The sequence below is a fragment of the Clostridium collagenovorans DSM 3089 genome, from assembly GCF_900130005.1.
Taxonomy (GTDB): Bacteria; Bacillota; Clostridia; order Clostridiales; family Clostridiaceae; genus Clostridium_D; species Clostridium_D collagenovorans.
The window spans coordinates 208,507-226,563 of record NZ_FQXP01000006.1; the positions used below are offsets into that span (position 1 = coordinate 208,507).

Sequence of the window (18,057 nt, forward strand, 5' to 3'; positions counted from 1 at the left end):
TAAAGTTTTTTTCATAAGAATACAAAATTTTGAATATTCATTAAATAAAGTCTTAGTTAATTATATAACTAAAGTGGGAAAAATGGAAAGGTTTTTAGTTGGGAATTAGAAATAATAGTATAAAGAAAAGAAAAATATGTAAATAAATTCAAGAAGATATATATACTAGTATTATATAGAACTTTAATTATTATAAAGCAAATAACAAAGGGGGTGTAGGTTAAAGGGGCAGTCCCATTAACTTAAGCTTATGCGTAATAGAGATGTTGAAGAGCTAAATTTACTAGAATATAAGTTCTTAGGAAAAGGTAACAATGGTGCAGTATATTTAATGCCTGGAAATAAGGCTATAAAGATATGCAACGTTGTTGATAGTTGTGCAGGAGAAGCTGAAATATTAGAATACGTAAATGGAAATAATTACTTTCCTAAGATTTATGAGTATGGAGGCAACTATATAGTAAGAGACTTTGTAGATGGAGTATGTTTTAGGGATTACATTAAGAAGAATGGGTTAAGTGAAGATCTAGCAGAAAAGCTTATTGAGTTACTTAAAGAGTTTAAAAAGTTAAAGTTTAAAAAGCAAGACGTAAGATGTAAAGATATCTATATATTAAAGGATGGAAATCTAATGATAATTGATCCAAAGGGATTTTTAAATAAAAAGAGAAATTATCCAAGGCACTTATGTAAAGGATTAGATACTTTTGGATGTTTAGAGGTCTTTTTAGAGGTACTTAAGAAACGTGAAAGAGGGCTATATGTAAGATGGATAGATAGCTTGCTTGAAGATAGAGAAGAAAGAGCTAAGGAATATTTAGCTTTAATGAAATAATATTATTTAAAATACTTATATATAAGTTCTAATTAATATTCTACATTTATATTAAGCAGTGAATTTATTCTATAGTGAACACTATATCTAAAAAGAATGAAAATTCTTTATTAGAATATATATTAAAAACAATGGAACTATTGCATAGGTAAATATGAATAGAATATTATATTCCAATTATATTATTTAAAGCTTAAATTAATTATAATTGGAAATATAATCTAATAATAATTACTGTATTTTTATGCAATAGTTTCTTTGAAATTAAGAATATAAATTAGAGGTAATGCCTTCATAATGGACTATGGAGGCATATTTTTATGGAAAAGATTTAGAAGAAATAATTTACTTTTTATTTAATTAAAGATATAATTTAAATGTATAAAATTTGGTAAAATAAGATATTGAATCAGAAATATAACATATTTAATTTAAACAATAAAGTTAAATCTTACAATAATAAGACAATGGGGTATAACTTTTCATAAAATAATTTACACTTCATTTAAATAAACTAAAGTCAAATGATAATTTCAAAACACTTAAAGAGTAAATTTCACAGTATTAAATTTAAAATAAACTAAAGTAAAATAATAACAACAAGGGGATTGAGGGGGATAAAAGGGATGTATGCAATTAAGGCATATTATGTACTGAATTTCAAGGCATTAATCAAGGATAAATTGAGTTTATTCTGGTCGCTATTTGTACCAGCGCTTATGCTAATCAGCAGTGCTGGTAACGGAGTTAAGCTACAAGCTATTGATATGAGATGGTATTGGGCTTATATAATTTTCAATTACTATATTTATGGATTGGGATTAAACTGCTTACAAAGCAAGACGACGGGATCGCTTAAAACAGCATTTTCCATAAAAAATTCAGCGGTAGAATTTTTTATAGCAAACTTATTAACGCAAATAACCTTTTCATTTATAAGTATATTTATATTTAATATAGCTGCAGCTATATTAAATCAAGCTAATTTCTTAAGTATGACTATGTATTCTACTATTTTAATTGTTTTATCAATTCCAGTAGGATTTTTATGTTTTAACATAACTTTATTAAACAAGATATCCTATAATTCTATGTCTACATTAATTAACGTAGCTTCAGTTGTATGTTTAATGTTTATACGTTTAGAAAGTCCTATTAATATAATCAATCCATTAAGAAATATAGCAAGTATATTATTAATGAGAAGTCCTGTAGAGATAATATCATATATTATTATTTCCCTTATATGTATAGGTACAGGGTTATATAGCACAAAGAAATATTCAGCCATATCTAATGAAGTGAGGTAATATACATGATAATAGTTAAGGATTTAAGTTATAAGAATATATTGGATAATATAAATTTAGAATTACCTAAAACAGTTAATTATATAAAGGGTGAAAATGGGGCAGGTAAATCCACTTTATTAGATTGTATTAGTAATTTAAACAAAGGGTATTTAGGGGAAATAAAAGGAAATGAAAGTATCATTTACTTAAATCAAAATTTATATTTTTCTTATAGATTACCCTCTAAGGATTTTGTTGAATTTACCTTAACACTTGCAGGAATAAAGGATTATAAAAATACTTTTTATAATTTTGTTAGTAAATTTTCTTCTGTAGATCAAATCGATAAGATATGGAAAAAACCTGTGGGAATGCTCTCAGGTGGAGAAAGAAAAAGGTTGTTTTTCTCCGCAATTTCTTGTATTGATAGAGATTGGTATATATATGATGAACCTTTTGCTGGAGTAGATGAAAAGGGTAAAGAATTTATGGTAAAGGTTTTGAAGCATTTTCAAGAAAATAATAAGGGAATAATAATAACAAGTCATGAAACAGATCCATTTAATGTGTTAGAGGATATGAATGTTGTGAAAATTGAAGATGGTGCTATAGTAGGATAAAATATTAAATGCAATTCAAGATTTTAAGTAATTAAGAATTGCATTTCTTTTTTGTTTAAATGTATTTACATAAGGAAATTAAACTTCTTTCATTAAGTGGATTAGATAGGTTTATTTTAAGGGCTTAAGAGTTTATCATAACTCAAGTTGTTATAATAAAGATTTTATATGAAGAGAAAGAGAAAAGATTGTATAACAAAGTCTAGATATGTTCAAATTAACCTTGAATACTTAATTTATAAATTGTAATATTAAAAAGGATATATTTATTTCTATATTGAACACATCCAGTTATATAAAAGTATAATATAATCTAGCAGCATTAAGTTCGTAGCTGCAAACTAATAAGATAATATAATGGAGAGGTAAAAAATATGGCGAGAATATTTGGAACAGATGGAGTTAGAGGAATAGCAAATACAGAACTGACATCACAGTTAGCATATAATTTAGGAAGAGCAGGAGCTTTTGTTTTAACAGAAGGAGCTCATAAACCTAAAATAGTAGTAGGAATGGATACAAGAATATCAGGAGATATGTTAGAAGCTGCATTAGTTGCTGGATTATTATCAGTTGGTGCAGAGGCTATATGTGTAGGTGTAGTTCCAACTCCAGCAGTTGCATATTTAACTAGAAAATATGGAGCTGATGCAGGGGTGGTTATATCAGCATCACACAATCCTGTTGAATATAATGGAATAAAATTCTTCAATAAAAATGGATTTAAGTTAAAAGATGAATTAGAAGATAAAATACAATCAGTTATTGAGTCAAACTTTGAGGGTGTGCCATCACCAACAGGGGAACACTTAGGTAAAAAGACTATTGTAGATACTGCAATTGAAGATTATGTAGAATTTGCAAAAAGTACTATAGAAGGTGACTTAAGTGGATTAAAAATAGCTTTAGACTGCGCAAATGGAGCTTCACATATAAGTTCTGTTAAAGCAGTAAAAGAGTTGGGTGCAGAAGTAGTTGTTATAAATAATAATCCAGATGGAATTAACATAAATAAGAACTGCGGATCAACACATCCAGAGCACCTACAAAAATTCGTGGTTGAAAACAATTGTGATTTAGGACTTGCTTTTGACGGAGATGCAGATAGATGTATAGCTATTGATGAGAAGGGTAACTATGTTAATGGAGACTTTATGATAGCTATCTGTGCTAAAAGATTAAAAGAAAAAGGAAAATTAAAAAAGGATACAGTTGTAGTTACAGTTATGAGCAATATGGGCTTTGACATTGCAATGAAAGAAGAAGGTATCTCAGCATTAAAAACTAAGGTTGGAGATAGATACGTTCTTGAAGAAATGGAAAGAGGAGACTATAGTCTTGGAGGAGAACAATCAGGACATATTATCTTCTTAGATTTCAATACTACAGGTGATGGATTAGTATCAGGTATTCAATTAGCTTCTGTTATTAAAGAAAAACAAAAGTCTTTATCAGAACTAACTAAAATGATGACAGAATTACCACAGGTATTAGTTAACGCTACAGTTCCAAATAACATGAAAGATATACACGAAAAAGACGAAGAAATCATAAGTGATATAAAAGCAATGGAAGAAAAGTTAAATGGCAGAGGTAGAGTATTAATTAGACCATCAGGCACAGAGCCATTAGTTAGAGTAATGCTAGAAGGTGAAAATCAAAGCGAAATAGATGAAATGGCACATGCTTTAGCTAAAAAAATAGCAATGAAAGCTAATAAATAAAAAAATATAAACTTTAATTATATATAAAATACTAAGCTTAAGATGAGGCTCTTGTTTTATCTTAAGCTTAGTATTTGTTAATTGAGCACTTTATTAATATTTGAAATTAAGTTTTTGAAAATAGCTCTAAATTAAGGGTAAGTATTATAAAAGAGTATGAATTCTAAATTAAAATTTAAGTTCTTATATTAAAATTAAATATTTTAAAATGAAAATTAATTAAGTCAAATTGGTTTTATAGCTATAAGATATGCGTAATAAAAAATCTATATAAAACCTCACATGGTAAAAGAGAATAATTATTGCCTTAATTTTCATAATTTTAATGAATAATATATGAATTTTATTGACTAAAATACTCAATATGAATATAATGATATGGAGTTGTCTTATTATACAAATCTACACCTAATCATATTTATTCAGTAGTATCAATAGTTTTTTAAGTATAGCGCCAGAGGTTATAAACTTTATAACCTGACGAGGATGAGGAGTATCGAAAATTCGGCGGGTGCCTCACCCTATGACACTAGGGAAAACGATTAGCAAAACTAGGAAGTGATTCTTAGGACAAATCTAATCAGGTGTTAACTATTGACACATAATAAGACGATAATAAATATATTATAGAGAACCTAAGACTATACAGAAAGATACTTAGGTACGGAAGGAAGGTAAGTATGTGTGGAATAGTTGGATACTATGGTAAAAGAGAAGTTTCACCTCTACTAATTAAAGGATTAAGCAAATTAGAGTATAGAGGATATGATTCAGCAGGGGTTGCAATCCTATCAAATGATGGAGATTTAACAATAACTAAATGTAAGGGAAGATTAGCTAACTTAGAAGAAAAGTTAGAAGAAAATCCAATACATGGACATGTGGGAATAGGACACACAAGATGGGCTACTCATGGTCAGCCATCAACAGTTAACTCACACCCACATTCAAATGAAAAAGGTACAATTAGCATAGTTCATAATGGAATAATAGAAAACTATATACATTTAAGAGAATGGTTAATTGCAGAAGGATATAAATTTAATTCAGAAACAGATACAGAGGTAATACCTCACTTAATAGATTACTACTATGATGGAGACTTATTAAGTGCATTAATGCATGCTACAGCTAAAATGGAAGGAAGCTATGCTATAGGTGTAGTTTCAACTTACGAACCAGACAAAGTAGTAGCTGTTAGAAAAGACAGTCCATTAATAGTTGGTTTAGGAAAAGAAGAAAACTTCATAGCATCAGATATACCAGCAGTTTTAAGCGAAACTAGAGACGTATATTTATTAAAAAACAACGAATTCGTTGTTATGGATCAAGATGGAGTTAGATTATATGACGCAGAAGGCAGAAGAATTGAGAAAGAAATTTATCATGTAACTTGGGATGCTGATGCTGCTGAAAAAGGTGGATATGAGCACTTCATGATGAAGGAAATCCATGAGCAACCAAAAGTTATCAAAGATACAATGACTTCAAGAATAGTTCTTGATCAGCCAATAAACTTAGATAATATAACAATATCAAAAGAGCAAATAGAAAAATTAAGCAAAATATATATAGTAGCATGTGGAACAGCTTACCACGCTGGTGTAGTTGGTAAATATGCTATAGAAAAATTAGCTAGAATATCTGTAGAAGTAGACATAGCATCAGAGTTTAAGCACAGAGACCCAATTATCGATGAAAATACATTAATGATAGTTGTAAGTCAATCAGGAGAGACAGCAGACACATTATCAGCAATGAGACTTGCTAAATCAAGAGGTGCAAGAGTTATAGCTGTTACAAACGTTGTAGGAAGCACAGTTTCAAGAGAAGCAGATGACATCCTATACACTTGGGCTGGACCAGAGATTGCAGTTGCTTCAACAAAAGCTTATGTAACTCAATTAATAGCAATGTATACAATAGCATTATACTTTGCACAAAACAAAGGTACTCTAACAACAGAGCAATTAGAAGCTTACAAAAAAGATATGTTAGAATTACCTGAAAAAGCTGAAGAAGTATTAAAAAATAAAGAAGAAATCCAAAAGTTTGCTTCTAAAACTTACATGAACAAAGATATGTTCTTCTTAGGAAGAGGATTAGACTACGCAGTAGCTATGGAAGGTTCTTTAAAATTAAAAGAAATATCTTACATTCACTCAGAAGCATATGCTGGTGGAGAATTAAAGCACGGTCCTATAGCTTTAATGGAAGATGGTACAATAGTTATTACAATAGCAACTCAAGAAGAGTTATTTGATAAAATGGTAAGTAACATTAAAGAAGTAACAGCTAGAGGAGCTAAAGTATTCGCATTTGCACCAGAAGGACACACAGAAATAGAAGAAGCAGTTAATGCTGTAACTTATATACCAAAGGTTAATGAGCTGTTCTCACCAGTTATAGCTATAATACCACTACAATTATTCTCTTACTACGTATCAGTTCAAAAAGGCTGTGACGTAGATAAGCCAAGAAACTTAGCAAAATCAGTAACAGTTGAATAATATAAATTGAGATAAATCTTAAATGATGTAGCTTTGAAAGAAAGTTTGACCTTTTGAAAGAAAGTTAAATCAAAATTTAATATAGCGTAATACTAAACTTAGATGTTTAGCATCAACAAAACATGAAAGCATATAAGACTAGGCATTTTAAAATAGAAAATGTCTAGTCTTTTCTTATTTTTAGAGGTAATAAGATGGCAAAAAAAGAACACATAATATTGAAAAAATGATTAAGGAAGGTTATGGAACTGGCATAGGTAGTGTGAATATAAGCCATGGATAAAAATGCATGACTTAAGGGAGATAATCTATGAATTTATTTTTTATAAGTGTAGATTGTTTTTTCTTGAAGAAAAAAATAAAAGGGTTGTCAAACTAGAAAGGATTTAATATGAAAAGACACGATGTGAAAAGAAAAAATAAGATATTATCTCTAATGAAAATTGCTAAAATTTATTCTCCATTTTATTTCTTATTAAGCTTAATTTTAACTATTGTAGAAGGATTAATGGTGCCTTTTATGCTGTTTACTGTGGCAAAATTTATTGATGCAGCTATGACAGTAGCATCAGTAAATCCGGAAATTAGAACGATGTTAATATACTTAGGCTTGACAGTTCTTAGTTATCTATACATGCAATTAGGACAAGATTTTAGGCAATATAGTTATAATTTATTAGAAGATGATCTGAGGAAGAAATTTAAAGCAGATATTATTAAGGAGCAATTTTCTGTTGATTATTTGCTGTTTGAAGCAACTAAAACCCAAGACCTTTTTTTGAGAGTTACAAAAGATATTGAAATTAAGATTGTAGAGGTAATACGTTCAGTTAATACTGCAATTTTAGTATTTATACAACTATTTGGTGTTCTTTATGCAGTTGCAACAGTCAACTTGTGGGTTGTTTTCGTATATCTATTTATTATGATTCCTACAATACTTCTTACATTCAGGAATGGTAGGGTCGTCTATGAAGAAGAAAAGAAGGTTGGATTTATTACAAGACAGATGAATTATTTGTCAGAGATATTGGTTAACAGGGAAACGGTGAATGAAAGAGCTTTATTTGGATTTGCTCCCTCTCTTAACAAGAGATTTATGGAGGCGCATCTGTTCAGGTCAAACTATAATACTAAGGTTTTAGCTAAAGAGACATCAAGCAGTATGATGGTGAATGTTGTAGGTAGTATTGCAGCTGTATTTATCATTTTCATGCTGGCACGACAAATACCGGGTGGTGCGGTAACAGTAGGTCTGTTTACTTCTATAGCAGGTAGTATGATTAGTTTAAGTAAGATAGTTGCTTTTCAGGCATCTGAATTGATTTTAGAATTTTCAAAACATTACGAGTATGCGAAAGATTTAGATGAGTTTACAAAACTGAAGAGGAACAGTTTAGAAAGCTCGGAGAATGGAAAGAAGATACCATTTGAAAGCCTTGTTATAAAAAACCTTTGGTTTAGGTATGAGGATTCCGGAGAATACATTTTGAGAGGGGTTAACTTATCACTCAAAAAGGGGAAATCCTATTCACTGGTTGGATTGAATGGTGCAGGTAAATCTACCTTAGTAAAAATTATGGTAGGATTATACCGTGATTATGAAGGTGAAATACTTTTAAATGGAAAGGATTTGAAGTCATATGAATTTGGAGAGTTGAGAAGTATATTTTCTGTAGTTTCTCAGGACTTCGCTAAATATTATGTATCACTAAAAGAAAATATAGCATTTGGAGATTCAGAAGCAGATATAAGTGAAGTGATTAGGTTGATGGAGCTAGAAGGTGTAGTTGATAATTTGCCAAAGAAAGAGCAAAGTCTTCTTGGTAAAATCTATGAGGATGGAAGTGACCTTTCTGGAGGGGAATGGCAAAGGCTTGCCATTGCACGTGCTTTGTATTTGAATTCGCCTTTTATGATAATGGATGAACCCACTGCAAGTCTAAGCCCAAGGGCAGAAAGTATGATTTATAATCAATTTTTAAACATAGCAAAGGACAAGACTCTTTTTATGATAACTCATAGGTTAGGTTCAACAAAAATAACTGATGAGATTATTGTGCTTGATCAAGGAGAAATTATTGAAAAAGGAACTCATGAAGAATTAATGGAGAATGATAATGTCTATGCACAATTATTTAGAAAGCAGGGTGAGATGTATGACTAATAAAAAAATGTCTTGGACAAAGGTTCTGGGAAGATTAATAAAATATACTTGGCATGCAAGCCCGGCTACATTTGTTCTACTTGTTATTTCTTCCTTATTTATGAGTACCCTTGGATTCCTTGAAATTGTCTCAATAAAGACCTTGTTTGATAATGCTGTAGATGTTGCAAATGGAGAGGCAATAGAGTTGATTTATAAGCCTATCATAGGTTTACTAGCGATCGTGGCATTGTATCCTTTCGGTGAATGGCTTGAGTACATGGCACAAGGATATTTCTGGAGACGTGGTAGTGGATATATGAAATTTTTACATCATAATCGTACAAGCCATATGAAGTCTATCGAGTTTGAAGATTCAACTAATATTGATAATCTGAAAAAAGCAAGCTCTGGCAGTGAGGATGCTCCTAGTGGACTCCGTATTATTGTACAGATTCTGTTCCTGTATATACCTTATATTCTAAGTTTACTAATATATTTAGTGAATATAAATCCTGTGTTGGTACTTGTAATTGTGCTGATTTTCATTCCCACGTTCTTATTAGAGAGAATTAGGGTAGAACAAAGTTTTGAGTTTGAAGACAAAATGGGCAACAGGAGAAGAAAAACCGAGTATTTTGAAAAATGTATCATATCAAGAGAGTACTTTAAAGAAACGTTGCTTAATGGTTCCTTTAAGTATTTCCTTAGACTATTTACAGAGTCAAACAAAGAATTCAGTAAAGAATTTGTTTCTACTAAAAGGCACATTCTTAAGTCATCCGTGTGTATGAAGTTGTTAAATTCTATAGGATTCTTAAGTGTACTTATGCTTTTAGTGTATTTTGTTTACTCAGGAGTTATATCAATTGGCTTGTTTGCAGCTATTTATTACTCTATTTCCAAAATAACAACAATGTTAAGAAGTGCAATTGAAGCCATGGGAGGAGCGCTTGTTGGTATTTCAAATACTTCGTTCTTAATAAGACTTCTTGATGATAATTGTGACTTAGGTAAGGAGGCAGATATTCCAAAAGATCAAGATATTCAATTAAGAGATGTAAGTTTTGCTTATCCAAATGCTAGGGGCAATGCGTTGCAAAATATCAATCTTACAATTAAGGCTGGAACATCGCTGGCAATTGTAGGGGAAAATGGTTCAGGGAAAAGTACATTGACGAAGGTAATTATGGGGTTATATGATCCTACAAAGGGCGAGGTTGTATACGGAGACAAAGCACTCCATCCTTATTCAAATATTTCAAAGTTTAAAGGCATTAGTGCAGTTTTTCAAGATTTTGTTAAATACAAGTTGTCTGTAGAGGACAATATCAAAATGAGTAATATCACATGTGAAATGGCAACTGAGGATAGTCTTGATAAAGTAGAGATAAATTTGCCGGAATTAAATATCAAAGGAAACACAATTCTATCTAGGGAGTTTGGAGGTCAAGACCTTTCTGGTGGAGAATGGCAAAGAATTGCAATCGCCCGTGGACTTTACCGCCCACATAACCTAATTGTCTTAGATGAACCTACTGCAGCGATTGACCCAATTGAGGAAGCTAATGTGTTTGAGTCTTTTAAAAGGATAAGTATTGGGAAAACATGTGTTTTTGTAACTCATAGATTAGGTTCTACTAAAATTGCAGACAGAATTATAGTTATGGATAAAGGTGAAATAGTAGAAGATGGAACACATTTAGAGCTGCTAAACATGCAAGGTAGGTATTATGAATTACTACAATCCCAAGCACAGTGGTATGAACGCTAGAAATTGAGAAATATTTCTCTAGTCTTTTATTTTTGATGATATTTAGTATGTTTACACATAAAAGGTATAATTGTATGATGTTACTAAGGGATATTTATTGAATATTCCAACAAATAATTAAGGGGAAGGTAAAGAATATGGGAAATGATTTTTATTGTGAACAAGTCTTAAGTGGGAAAACAGAGGTTGAAAAGGTCTATGAAACAGATAATGTATTAGCATATTATCATACAAAGCCAGCCTATGATGTGCATATAGTTGTAATTCCTAAGAAACATATATCATCTTTAATAACTATAACAGAAGATGAAAATGACTTACTACTAGAGTTATTATCAGTAGTAAAAAAGGTTGCTTCAGAAGTAGTTGAAAAACAAGGTGCATGTAGAGTAATAACAAACTTAGGTAACTATCAAGATTCTAAACATCTACACTGGCATGTAGTTCAAGGTGGTAGAAGATAATATAATTTTATAATAGGCATAAGGCTGTATTCTATAAAGGAATGCAGCCTTTAATTTTTGGTTTTGATATTTTAAAGCTATAGCATCTTAAAAGCTCTTAATTACAGTTATATTTTATCTAAAGTATCTTAATCCTAATATAGTATGTCTCCGATATATACATCAATAAACTACATATAAATAGAAATTATAATCTCAATATGAAATATTTATGTATAAATATTAAAAAAAGGTACCTAAATCAAAATTAGGGGATGTATTTAATTATGTGTAATGCAAAGGGGAAGAGTCACATGGTTAAATTACCATAGTATTTATATTATTTATAAGGGGGAGGGAGTTATTATGGAGGCTTTAAGGAGTAAGATAAATACTATTGCTGTTTCTAGGAGAGAGCTTAAGTATTTGGTTTCTTTAGTGGATAGGGTTTATCTTTTGAATGCCTTGAGTAAGATATTAAAACCTGATGAGTATGGGGGATACAACGGTTATAGTGTTAGGAGCTTGTATTTTGATAGTATTAGCAATGAGGACTATATTGAGAAGCTTGTTAAGACTGATGAGAGAAAGAGGGTTAGACTTAGGATATATAGCACAAGGGATACTGTTGTTAAGTTTGAGATTAAGAGGAAGTCTTTTGGCAGAGAGTTGAAGGAAACAATTGTTATAAGCAAAGAGGATGCACAGGAAGTGATTAATAGAAATTATGAGGTGCTTCTTAACTATGATAGTGATATTTCTGAGTATGCCTATGATCTCATGAAGACGCACAATTACAGACCTGTTGCTTTAGTTGAATATGATAGAAGGGCTTTTACTCATAGGGATTTTAATACTAGGATTACTTTGGACAATAATTTAAGATATTGTAATTTTGAGTATGATTTATTTAAGGAAAATATTAATTTTATACAAGCACTTCCAAAGGATAAAACAATTTTAGAAGTTAAGTATGATAGATTTTTATTTAGTCAAATACAAGATGTGCTTCAGAGCTGTGATTTATCAGGTAAACCACCTAGTAAGTTTGGTTCTGCAAGAGGTTTACTAATGAAGTATTATTACTAAGATAAGGGGAGAATTAAAATGAATCAATTAATGAATTTAAATGGGGATATTAATAGTTTTATGCAAATGGTACAGCAAGGGCAAAGCAATGGTACGGTTATTACTAGTCTTTTATTTTCAATGGGATTATCAGCTATTTTATATTTTACTTATAAGCACTCATATACATCACTTAATTATAATAAAAGATTTAATATAACACTTATGATGATTGCCTTTATTTCAACTATTTTAATGGATTTAATACAGTCTAATCTGGCCTTATCTTTAGGTATGCTTGGCTCATTATCTATAGTAAGATTTAGAACTAATATTAAGGATTCTAGGGATATAGGCTTTATATTTTGGAGTATGGCTATAGGTATTTCATCTTCTGTAGGAGGTTATTTCATAGGAATTGTTGGCTCTGTAATTATGGCCATATTTATGATTACTACTAGTAAGAATCTAAGAGGTGGAGATCTTTTATTATTAGTTATACGTGGAGAAAATACAGATATAAATTTAATTGAAAAGATAATAAATGAAGCTAAGGGTAGTAATAAAATTAAGGCTAAAAATATTTTAGCAGATTCCTTCGAATTAGTTTATGAAATAAAGGTTGCTCAAGATGAGGATAATAAGATAATAAATAAATTACTCTCTCTAGAAGGAATTGATAGTGTGAATATTTTAGCTCCTAACACAGAGGTAGTTTAGTTAATTTTACATAGGGAAAAGCAGTTAAAATAGATGACTTAAAATATATAGAGATATAAGCAGTGAATTAAGATATATGTAGAATAAAGTTTATAATTTAATATATTTTAAATACAAAAAATATCTTTGAAGAAGAAGCTAAAGAGAAAGAATTTAAATTAAGGCTGTAGTAGAAGAAAATTTCTACTACAGCCTTAATTATTGCTAAAGTAAAGGTGTAAAATTTATAATACATACTTTATAACATTGAAACTAACCTATAATATCTTAGCTTAAAGTTAGTATTTCACTATAAAATTGCAAATATAATATAAGTATATTTAATGCAAGATATATTAATTACTGAAATAAGCTTAATATGTCTTCTTGTGATAAGCTAAGTAAATTATCACTGTTACATAGTTCATCGCCTAATATTTTTGAGATAAGTTCTCTTTTTTCGTCTTGTAGAGCGATGATTTTTTCTTCTATGGTGTCTTTTGCAATTAACTTAATTACTTCGACAACATGTTTTTGACCTATTCTATGAGATCTATCCGTTGCTTGATCTTCAACGGCTGGATTCCACCAAGGATCAAAGTGTATTACAGTATCTGCTGAGGTTAAGTTTAAGCCAGTTCCACCAGCTTTTAAGCTTATTAAAAATACTTTGTTAAGTCCTGCATTAAAGTCATTTACTAATTCCATTCTTTTCTGTGAGCTTAAGCTTCCATCTAAATAACTAAAATTAATATTCTCATCTCTTAGACGTATCTTAATATTATTTAAAACAGAGGTAAATTGAGAGAAAACTAATATTCTATGACCTTGCGCAATGCTTTGTTGTAATAATTCAATAAGGGCTTCGATTTTACCACTAGTACCTATATAGTTTTCTAAAACTACAGATGGGTCTAGGCATAGTTGCCTTAGTTTTGTTATATAGGCTAAGATTTCTATTTTACCTTTATTGAATTCGTCATTAGTAAGTTTGTTTTCTATAAAATCAACTACATGTTTAGCATAAACCCCATAAACACGTTGTTGTTCTAAAGGTAACTCTACCTCAACTCTAGTCTCTATTTTATCAGGAAGTTCTAAGGCAACATCCTTTTTAAAACGTCTCAAAATAAATGGTTTTATAAGTTTATTTAGTTCTTCTACAATTTCTGTACCTTCTTTTAATTTTCTATTGTACCTTACGTTGAATTTCTTTTCGCTGTATAAATAGTCTGGCATAATAAAATCAAAAATAGACCAAAGTTCCATTAAAGAGTTCTCCATAGGGGTTCCCGTTAAAGCAAATCTTCGTTTTCCTTTTAAGGATTTTACAGAGCTTGCATTTTGAGAACCAGGATTCTTAATGTTTTGAGCTTCGTCTAAAACTATATAATCAAAATCTATTTCAGAATATTGCTCTAGGTCATTTTTAAGTAAGGTATATGTTGTTATTAATATATCGTAATCCTTATAATTATTTAGAATTTCACTTCTTAGCTCTTTGCTAGAGTTTACTAAGGCAACCTTAAGAGTAGGTGCAAATTTCTCAAACTCCTTTTTCCAGTTATATATTAAGGAGGTAGGAGCAACTATAAGGCTATGAGTATTTTTATTTGATAACAAGAAGGTAATAGTTTGTAGAGTCTTACCTAAACCCATTTCATCGCCTAAAATACCACCGAAACCGAAGTAATCCAAGGTTTTAAACCAGTTGTAGCCTATGTTTTGATAAGGTCTAAGTGTGGCATTTAATTCCTTAGGGATTTCATTAGTGAGTTTACTTACAGAATCAAATTTTTCTTTAAGCTCCTGAAGTTCTTCCGTTCCTTGTATATATCTAATATCATATTCCTGTATAAAGGTATCGAAATATAAGCCTTTATTTTGAGGTATCGATATAATGTTATTCATTAAATTATTATCTGCATTTAAGGTATCTAATAGCTTTAAAAAGTTATGTAATTCTATTTGTTCAAGGTCTAAAAATTCTCCGTTTTGAAGTTTAAAGTACTTTAACTTTGATCTAAAGGATTTTAATATACCTTTACTTTCCTTAGGAGTTATGTTATCTATATTAAACTTAAGTTCAAAGTATTTATGCTTTCCAGCAGAGATTTCAGCACTAATAGCACCACTGCTTAGTTTTTTTACTCCTTTAAAGTTTTCAGAATAGAAGATTTCACCGTACTCTTGAAGTTTTTCTATTTCGTTTTTAAAGAAGTCAAATATGTAATCTTCACCTCTAAGTAAATAGAATTTAGTTTCAACCTCACTGAAACCAATGGATTTAACATAATCCTTAACTTTCTTTTCAGCTACAGAATCTCTGTATATTATTTTATCAGTGTAATTTTCAAAAATATTAAATTCATATTGGTTGTATTTAACCTTAAGAGTTAAGGTATAATTATCATCTTCCTTATCAAAATAAAATAAAAATTTAGGAGGAACTGTTATAATCTTATCTCTTATATTTTTTGAAAGTATTAAATCTGAGGTTAAAGAATTAAGTTTAGGTATTAATTCCCTTAATATTTTACTTTCCTCTTTTTTAGGAAAGGATATGGAGTCAGTTCCATTAAATATTTTATAGTATGGAGCTGCATTCAACACATAATCCTTAGAAGGTAAATAAATATCTGTACCTAGCAATAGTGCGTCCATTTTCCCATTTAAACTTTCAGGAAGTGGTGAATTTAGTTTAAGCTCATATTTAGATGAAGCAAGTTTCAAACTGAAATTCATTGGTGGATCGCAGGTTAAAATATCACAATCAACAGCTTTATAAAAGAATCCTTGATTCAAATAAACACGATGGTGCTTTAATGAAAGCAAGAAACTTTTTAAAAGGTGATTAGGTGGAAATAAATATTTTCCACTTATAAATTTATTTTCTGTATTATCTATATTAAAGCTAAGTTCAAGATTGCGTAAATCTTGAATAAAGTCAATTATTACGGCATCTTTACCATTAAAATATTGTTTATGCATATCAAGGGTAAAATCCTTACTATATTTCAATGGAAATCTATTATTGTAGTAAGTTAAAAACTGATTTATATCCTTTAAAAGATAGAGTTTTGAAGAGCTATGAGCTTTAGGACCTATCCTAAATTCAGCTGCAATCTTGTTATCATATCCAATTTTATTAAGATAAATCTCGATTTTTAATTCTTCTTTACTACTAGAATCTGATAGAAGCAAATCTAAGATGTTACTCTCAGGGGGTAGCTCCTTAGTAGGAACATTTTTGCTTAAATCCTCAGTGGAGGAAAATATATTTTGAGTATCAGTAAACTCATGTGTTTTAAGAAAATAATAGAAGGTAGCCATAATATGTTTGCAACAATAATTTTTCTTTTTAAGCTCATTTTTTTCATAATCAGGGCAAGTACAGGAACATTTAGCTACAGTTTTACTATGTAAATCTATTTCAATAATTGTCTTATATTCACTAAAATGAACCTCTGATAGTACATGCCCAACTATATTTATAACTTTATTTTCTACATCAGTTTTGACATCAGTTATAAGGTCATTGTCTAAGATTCTTCTTCCCTTAAGACTGTTATTTCCCCTTGTGTTTTTATTAAATATTTCAACTACTAATTCTTTATTCATAAATCACATAAGGCTTCCTTTCAGTTATATTTTTATAGGTGTTTTGAGTATGTAAACCTATTTTATGTCTAATAAGTATCTACATATAAACTTATTTTATGGCTAATAAATACCTGTTTTAGACTTAGAAATTTTATCTAGTTCATACTTCATATTATCTTCATTAAAAATAATTAGAGAATAGAACTTTTAGCCATAGTATAAGTTTTTATAGCACTCTTATGTTCCTATATTATAACATAAATAAACCTTTGTTCTAAATTAAAAATCCATAGTTATACCTGTTGAGTTTACAAAGGTTTCTTCAGGAAGTTGCTCCTTAAACATTTTGACTGCTTTATCACCAGTACAGTGAGAAAGACCTATTTTTTTAACACCTAACTTTTTAAAGTAATCTATAGTTTTTTGGATTCTAGCTTCATCAGCTTCAACTAAGTGAGTTCCACCTATAACAGCATAAACATCCTTATTTGTTTTAGATTTTATGCTTTCAACAATATTTACAATTCCATTATGAGAACAACCAGTTAAGATAACTAAGCCCTTATCTGTATCGATAGATATTGCTACTTCTTCTTCGAAGTTATCTAGCTTGTATTTATCTTCTCCAGTTTTGATTTGCATACTTGGGTTTAATGGCTCTAGACTAGTTTCTTTAAATCCGCCATATACTGTTACCTTATCATTAAGTTTATTTTCAGTGGATACAGGTTTTACATTAATATTTTTGCTTTTTATGTAGTTTTCATCAAAATCTATACCTATGTAAGTATAACCTTCTTTGCCGTCAGTAAAGTCTAATTTAGGGCCTCCACCTTTAGAGTAATGGTATTTTTCTAAATCCTTAAAGAACTTTTCCCCAACATATAAATCAGGCTTAATATTAAATTTTTCTAAAAGCGGTTTAACACCACCACAATGGTCGTAGTGAGCGTGGCTTAAAACTAAAGAATCTACTTTAGATAAGTCTTTAGACATTTCCTCAGAGTTTTTTAAGAAAAGCTCATTTTTACTAGTGTCAAAAAGAATGTTATTCTTATTTGTTTCTATAAGCATGGATATACCATGTTGGTTTTCTAAGTTCTTGTTATCACTAGCTGAGTTTTCAATAAGTGTAGTAACAGTAACTTTAGAATTTTTGCTGCTACAGCCTCCAAGGCATATAGGAATTAATAAAAATGATGATAATAAAAGTGTTAAGTAATTTTTTTTCATTGTGAAATCTCCTTATATGTACGATGTAGTTAAATAATTACATGAAGTATATTAACATAAATAATAAATATTACCAGTATAAAATATCTATAGATTTATGCTAAACAATA

12 protein-coding genes are annotated in these 18,057 nt (G+C 29.8%); 10 read left to right on the forward strand and 2 right to left on the reverse strand.

All coding sequences use genetic code 11. From position 1 onward, the window contains the following. Positions 1-250: 250 nt before the first annotated feature. The 10 genes from BUA48_RS09140 to BUA48_RS09185 all read left to right on the forward strand — a co-directional run bounded on the left by BUA48_RS09140 (position 251) and on the right by BUA48_RS09185 (position 13,132). The gene (locus tag BUA48_RS09140) at positions 251-835 is read left to right on the forward strand and encodes a hypothetical protein (protein ID WP_072831753.1); all 585 of its coding nucleotides are present in this window, start codon (positions 251-253) and stop codon (positions 833-835) included. 626 nt (positions 836-1,461) lie between these two features. Beyond that, positions 1,462-2,145 carry a hypothetical protein gene (locus BUA48_RS09145; RefSeq protein ID WP_072831754.1) on the forward strand — a complete coding sequence of 228 codons (684 nt, stop codon included), beginning with the start codon at positions 1,462-1,464 and terminating at the stop codon, positions 2,143-2,145. A gap of 5 nt (positions 2,146-2,150) precedes the next feature. Continuing rightward, positions 2,151-2,747 carry an ATP-binding cassette domain-containing protein gene (locus BUA48_RS09150; RefSeq protein WP_072831755.1) on the forward strand — a complete coding sequence of 199 codons (597 nt, stop codon included), beginning with the start codon at positions 2,151-2,153 and terminating at the stop codon, positions 2,745-2,747. Positions 2,748-3,121: 374 nt separating this feature from the next. Then, positions 3,122-4,471 carry a phosphoglucosamine mutase gene (glmM, locus tag BUA48_RS09155; RefSeq protein ID WP_072831756.1) on the forward strand — a complete coding sequence of 450 codons (1,350 nt, stop codon included), beginning with the start codon at positions 3,122-3,124 and terminating at the stop codon, positions 4,469-4,471. Positions 4,472-5,151: 680 nt separating this feature from the next. Further along, positions 5,152-6,981 (forward strand): glutamine--fructose-6-phosphate transaminase (isomerizing), encoded by a 1,830-nt coding sequence (gene glmS, locus BUA48_RS09160; protein ID WP_072831757.1) that lies wholly within the window; start codon positions 5,152-5,154, stop codon positions 6,979-6,981. 391 nt (positions 6,982-7,372) lie between these two features. Beyond that, positions 7,373-9,148, forward strand: coding sequence for an ABC transporter ATP-binding protein (locus BUA48_RS09165; protein WP_084666201.1), 1,776 nt, complete (start codon positions 7,373-7,375; stop codon positions 9,146-9,148). Beyond that, the gene (locus BUA48_RS09170; RefSeq protein WP_072831758.1) at positions 9,141-10,901 is read left to right on the forward strand and encodes an ABC transporter ATP-binding protein; all 1,761 of its coding nucleotides are present in this window, start codon (positions 9,141-9,143) and stop codon (positions 10,899-10,901) included. The genes BUA48_RS09165 and BUA48_RS09170 overlap by 8 nt, the downstream gene beginning before the upstream one ends. Before the next feature lie 137 nt (positions 10,902-11,038). Beyond that, positions 11,039-11,365 (forward strand): HIT domain-containing protein, encoded by a 327-nt coding sequence (locus BUA48_RS09175; RefSeq protein WP_072831759.1) that lies wholly within the window; start codon positions 11,039-11,041, stop codon positions 11,363-11,365. A 345-nt stretch (positions 11,366-11,710) separates the two neighbouring features. Further along, complete coding sequence (locus BUA48_RS09180) at positions 11,711-12,433, forward strand: polyphosphate polymerase domain-containing protein (RefSeq protein WP_072831760.1); 723 nt, start codon at positions 11,711-11,713, stop codon at positions 12,431-12,433. A gap of 18 nt (positions 12,434-12,451) precedes the next feature. Continuing rightward, positions 12,452-13,132: a DUF4956 domain-containing protein gene (locus BUA48_RS09185; protein ID WP_084666205.1), complete on the forward strand. Its 681-nt coding sequence runs from the start codon at positions 12,452-12,454 to the stop codon at positions 13,130-13,132. A 339-nt stretch (positions 13,133-13,471) separates the two neighbouring features. Here BUA48_RS09185 and BUA48_RS09190 read toward each other — a convergent pair whose 3' ends face one another. After that, positions 13,472-16,732 (reverse strand): DEAD/DEAH box helicase, encoded by a 3,261-nt coding sequence (locus BUA48_RS09190; protein WP_072831761.1) that lies wholly within the window; start codon positions 16,730-16,732, stop codon positions 13,472-13,474. Between the two features lie 261 nt (positions 16,733-16,993). Then, complete coding sequence (locus BUA48_RS09195) at positions 16,994-17,947, reverse strand: MBL fold metallo-hydrolase (RefSeq protein WP_084666207.1); 954 nt, start codon at positions 17,945-17,947, stop codon at positions 16,994-16,996. Positions 17,948-18,057 lie beyond the last annotated feature (110 nt).